The sequence below is a fragment of the Moorena sp. SIO4E2 genome, assembly GCF_010671945.1.
GTDB classification, from domain to species: domain Bacteria; phylum Cyanobacteriota; class Cyanobacteriia; order Cyanobacteriales; family Coleofasciculaceae; genus Moorena; species Moorena producens.
Window position 1 is genome coordinate 1 of sequence record NZ_JAAHIE010000597.1, and the last position, 4,113, is coordinate 4,113.

At 43.2% G+C, this 4,113-nt stretch carries 7 protein-coding genes; 5 read left to right on the plus strand and 2 right to left on the minus strand.

Annotation, left to right across the window (positions count from 1 at the left end; translation table 11 throughout):
• Positions 1-112 precede the first annotated feature (112 nt).
• Entirely contained in the window at positions 113-367 is a 255-nt protein-coding gene (locus F6K37_RS33740) for a hypothetical protein (protein ID WP_287255087.1), read from the plus strand.
• A 146-nt stretch (positions 368-513) separates the two neighbouring features.
• On the opposite strand, the gene F6K37_RS33745 is transcribed toward F6K37_RS33740, so the two are convergent.
• On the minus strand, positions 514-768 hold the full coding sequence (locus F6K37_RS33745) for a hypothetical protein (protein WP_287255088.1): 255 nt from the start codon (positions 766-768) through the stop codon (positions 514-516).
• A 271-nt stretch (positions 769-1,039) separates the two neighbouring features.
• Between F6K37_RS33745 and F6K37_RS33750 the strand changes: the two genes are divergently transcribed.
• From F6K37_RS33750 to F6K37_RS33765, 4 genes are all read left to right on the plus strand, one after another.
• Complete coding sequence (locus tag F6K37_RS33750; RefSeq protein ID WP_008187662.1) at positions 1,040-1,426, plus strand: esterase/lipase family protein; 387 nt, start codon at positions 1,040-1,042, stop codon at positions 1,424-1,426.
• Positions 1,427-1,476: 50 nt separating this feature from the next.
• Positions 1,477-2,778, plus strand: a complete 1,302-nt coding sequence (locus F6K37_RS33755) for a tetratricopeptide repeat protein (RefSeq protein ID WP_008187663.1) — start codon at positions 1,477-1,479, stop codon at positions 2,776-2,778.
• Positions 2,779-3,028: 250 nt separating this feature from the next.
• On the plus strand, positions 3,029-3,403 hold the full coding sequence (locus F6K37_RS33760) for a DUF433 domain-containing protein (RefSeq protein WP_008187664.1): 375 nt from the start codon (positions 3,029-3,031) through the stop codon (positions 3,401-3,403).
• Entirely contained in the window at positions 3,400-3,795 is a 396-nt protein-coding gene (locus F6K37_RS33765; RefSeq protein WP_008187665.1) for a DUF5615 family PIN-like protein, read from the plus strand. The genes F6K37_RS33760 and F6K37_RS33765 overlap by 4 nt, the downstream gene beginning before the upstream one ends.
• A 48-nt stretch (positions 3,796-3,843) precedes the next feature.
• On the opposite strand, the gene F6K37_RS33770 is transcribed toward F6K37_RS33765, so the two are convergent.
• Positions 3,844-3,996, minus strand: a complete 153-nt coding sequence (locus F6K37_RS33770) for a hypothetical protein (protein ID WP_287255090.1) — start codon at positions 3,994-3,996, stop codon at positions 3,844-3,846.
• Positions 3,997-4,113 lie beyond the last annotated feature (117 nt).

Genomic DNA, 4,113 nt, shown 5'->3' on the forward strand with positions numbered 1-4,113 from the left:
TCTATTTTTAAGGCTTTTTGAAGTATTGTTTTTTGCTCTTGTGTCAGATAATTTTTTGCTGGCATATTTCCTATTATTGGGTTATTTATTAATTTTTATTATACCAATTTAAATGCCGAACAGCTTAACCTACAACATCATAACCTTAAACCTACCCTACTCGAACGCCAAAGGCGAACAACCATCTAACCTTGGCCAAAAGGCCACGCTTCGCGAACAACCAAATAACCTTGGCCAAAAGGCCACGCTACGCGAACAACCTGCTAACCAAAAAAAAGTAGCCGCAGAACTATGTTCCACGGCTAGGAATTGTTACTTATGTCTCAACTTTGTAAACCTAATCAAACATAATCCGATCAGACCGTAAGCTATCAGCGTGTCGCGTATCAGCTATTAGCTATTAGCTATCCGTTTTCAGCTATCAGCTAAACACTGACCACTGACGGCTGACGGCTGACCGCTGACATCAGACCTGATGCTTTGGGGGGGCAAAGCCCCCCAAAATTTAAGCCCTTAACCCAGCATTAAGTACTTCGTCATTACCGTCATGAATTCGCCAGGAATGTCAGTCGGCTGAAGGGGGCTCCACTCGTCAACTTGGGCGTAACCCCGTGCATAAAGGGTATAAATGGTGTTGTTTATTGCCTGGCGGGAGCCTTTCAAAATGTGCTTAATGGGGTATTTTTTTCGGGAAGGTTCCTGAGGCGTATTACTAGGAGTAATTTCCTCAGGATTGTTTTCTGGGTTAGGGCGAAAATTGTCGGACATAGTTAACAATTCGTTGTTAAGTTACAAATATAATCATAACGATAACATTTTAATTTTTCAAGGGGTTTTATAATTTTTTTTTCGGAGGGATAATTGAAAGAAATTGTACGGTTATGGAATTTAGAATTTAGAATTTAGAATTTAGAATTTAGAATTTAGAATTTAGAATTTAGAATTTCCGACTCCCTATATTTTCCTGTGTTAAAATAATTCGAGATTGGGTTTCAGGCATCTACTAGTTAATGCTATATAATTAACTTGAGGGTAACCGTTGAGGGATTTAACCGGCTTAATCGAAATCTCAAGCTATCAGGACTTATTGCCCAGTGCGGATGTGGTGTTTGTTCACGGGCTGGGAGGGGATGCTATCAGCACCTGGCATCCCCAGGGAAAACGGGATGATGATGACTGCTGGCTAGGTTGGTTAGGAAAAGATAATTTATGCGTTAACATCTGGTCTTTTGGGTATGACGCTGAAGCGACAAACTGGACAAGCCACAGCAGTATGCCCCTTTTCGATCAAGCCAGTAATTTATTAGAGTGGCTAGATATCAACGATTTCGGCCAACGTCCATTAATCTTTATTGCTCACAGTATGGGCGGGCTTTTAGTCAAAAAGATGGGGAGCATCCCAATTTGGCACGTTAGCTCTTTTTAGGGGGCTGAAACCCTTGAAATATCGTTGCTTTGGGTAATATTGTTTCCAAAATGGGATGCTCCCAAAAGATGCTCAACAGTGCCTTGACCTTTCAAAAGCAAGCTATTCTTGAGCAGACGAAAGGGATTGTATTTCTGGCTACTCCCCACACTGGGTCTCATCTAGCTAATTTAATTGATAATATTAACTTTCTGACACGAACTACAATAAGTGTAAAAGAACTAAAAGCTCATTCCCCTCAGTTACGGGAATTAAATGAATGGTATCGAGAACATGTTCGGAGTCTAGGAATTGCCACAAAAGTCTATTACGAAACCCAGGCTGTAAACGGGATTTTGGTTGTAGACGAGGATAGTGCCAACCCAGGCATTGAAAAAGTGAAGCCGGTTGCGATACCAAAGAATCACATTGACCTATGCAAACCAGAATCTCAAGATAGTCAGGTCTATCTTGGTGTCAAGAGATTTATCAAGGAATGCCTCAAAAAAAAAGAGATAAGCTTAAATCACCCCAGTAACATTATTAATCATGCTAGGGCCTACTCTGTAGAAGCGTTTGAGTTATCTTGGAACAGTTTGCCACCAGAAGCCCAACAGTTAGGATGTCTTCTGAGTTTGTTTGCTCCTGCTCCTTTTCAGTGGTCACTGGTAGAGACTTGTGTTATCGATGAAAATCAGGAACAATGGTATCAACAACAAGAAGTATTGGAAGAGTTACGCGTTCGCGTAGCGTGGCCTACGGCCAATCGCTTTCTGGTAAATCGTAATTTGTTGCAACTGACCGAACAGCAAACCTATCGGCTTCATCAACTAATGCGAGAATTTTTCCAGACCAAGCTGGCTCAATTACCAGAGGCCGATTGCTACAAGCAACGCTTTTGTCAAGGAATGGTGGCTGTGGCCAAAAAAATTCCCAAGACACCAACTCGCGATCAGATTGCAGCAGTTACCCCCGCCATCCCTCATTTAGCCGAAGCTGCCACAGTCCTAACTGACTGGCTCAGGGATGAAGATTTAATCTGGCCCTTTGTTGGCTTAGGAAGATTCTATTACGGTCAAGGTAGCTATGACCAGGCTGAACCCTTGTATCAGCAATGTTTAGAGATAACTAGAAGCCGCTTGGGTGAGAACCATCCCGATGTGGCTACCATTCTCAACAACCTGGGTTTACTCTACTACTCAATCGGGCGCTATGATGAGGCTAAACCCCTTTATCAACAGGCATTGGAGATTGCCGAACAGAAGTTAGGGCCAAATGATCCTGATACTCGAATCTATCGTCAAAATCTGCAAATTTTGCGCTCTCCTTTATGGACGGGTATATATCGAGCGTGTCTTGCGTTAAAACCCTAGTTTTGTGACTAGACCTTGCAGCATTAGGAACAGATGTGCCATTGCTGAGGGGCGGGATGAATATCAGCAGAGTGGGCATCCTGCCCGCCCGGAAATGAAACAGGCAAGATGCCTGTTCCACCAACATGCCCATTCTAAAAAACTCTTAAAATCATTCTATTATTAAACAACGCCTGATTTTAAGCTGACCACTGACCGCTGAATACTTAAATACTTCGTAAAATAGAGATACATTAAGAAAGCGATAGATATGGCTCCAGTTTCTAATAGCAATACAGCTATAATTCGCACAGAATGGGGATTAACCATTGCCGGAACACGCATCACCCTCTACGATGTGATGGATTATGTCACAGCTCAGTATCCACCAAAATTAATTGGGGATGTTCTTAACCTAACTAAGGAACAAGTAAGCGCAGCCCTATCATACATCGAAGACAATCGTACCCAAGTCGAAGCCGAGTATCAAACTATTTTGCAGGAGGAACAGGAAAACCGACAGTACTGGGAACAGCGGAATCGAGAACACTTTGCTCGCATTGCAAAAATGCCCCCTAAACCCGGTCGAGAAGCGTTGTGGGCAAAACTCCAGGAACAGAAAGCAAGACACGCACAGAAAGCATGATTTTCTTGATTGATCACAATCTTGAGAGACATGCAGTAGTTTTGTTAGGCAACATTGCTAATCAAGGTTGGCTTGAGACTCTCCCCATCCGTTTCGTCTCCTTTCAAGAAGTTGAGCTACCAATCGATAGCAATGATCGAATTGTTTGGCGCTTTGCTCAAGCCAATCAGATGATTCTATTGACAGCCAATCGAAAGATGAAAGGTAAGGATGCATTAGAGAAGGTTTTGCGTGAAGAAAACAAGTCCAATTCCCTTCCTGTCATCACAATTGGCAATGCTGATCGGGTCTTGGATGAACGAGCCTATCGGGATAAATGTGTAGATAGGCTACTTGAAATTGTGATTGAAATTGACAATTATATGGGAGTCGGTCGGCTCTTCATTCCGTAAGATAGCATTGGAAACCAGTGTTTAAGCAAGAAATTGGGCGTTGCTGAATCAACGAATCAATAGGAGTAGAGTGGGCATCCTGCCCGCTGCGCGAAATAGCAGTAGAGTAGGCATCCTGCCCGCCCGACCAGTAGAGTGGGCATCCTGCCTGCCCGGAAATGAAACAGGCAACATGCCCATGCCACCAACAGACCATTCCACCCTATGATCCGTAGTCGGGATTGCGCCTTACCAGGATTTCAGGCAAAATCTAGCTGTAACATCCCGATAGCACCTGATCAAATAGAATCCAAGAAATGACCATCAGGAAAATCAATC

Coding starts and splice junctions, on each gene's coding strand:
- F6K37_RS33740 (WP_287255087.1), top strand. CDS start 113: ATGCCGAACAGCTTAACCTACAACATCATAACCTTAAACCTACCCTAC.
- F6K37_RS33745 (WP_287255088.1), bottom strand. CDS start 768: ATGTCCGACAATTTTCGCCCTAACCCAGAAAACAATCCTGAGGAAATT.
- F6K37_RS33755 (WP_008187663.1), top strand. CDS start 1,477: ATGGGATGCTCCCAAAAGATGCTCAACAGTGCCTTGACCTTTCAAAAG.
- F6K37_RS33760 (WP_008187664.1), top strand. CDS start 3,029: ATGGCTCCAGTTTCTAATAGCAATACAGCTATAATTCGCACAGAATGG.
- F6K37_RS33765 (WP_008187665.1), top strand. CDS start 3,400: ATGATTTTCTTGATTGATCACAATCTTGAGAGACATGCAGTAGTTTTG.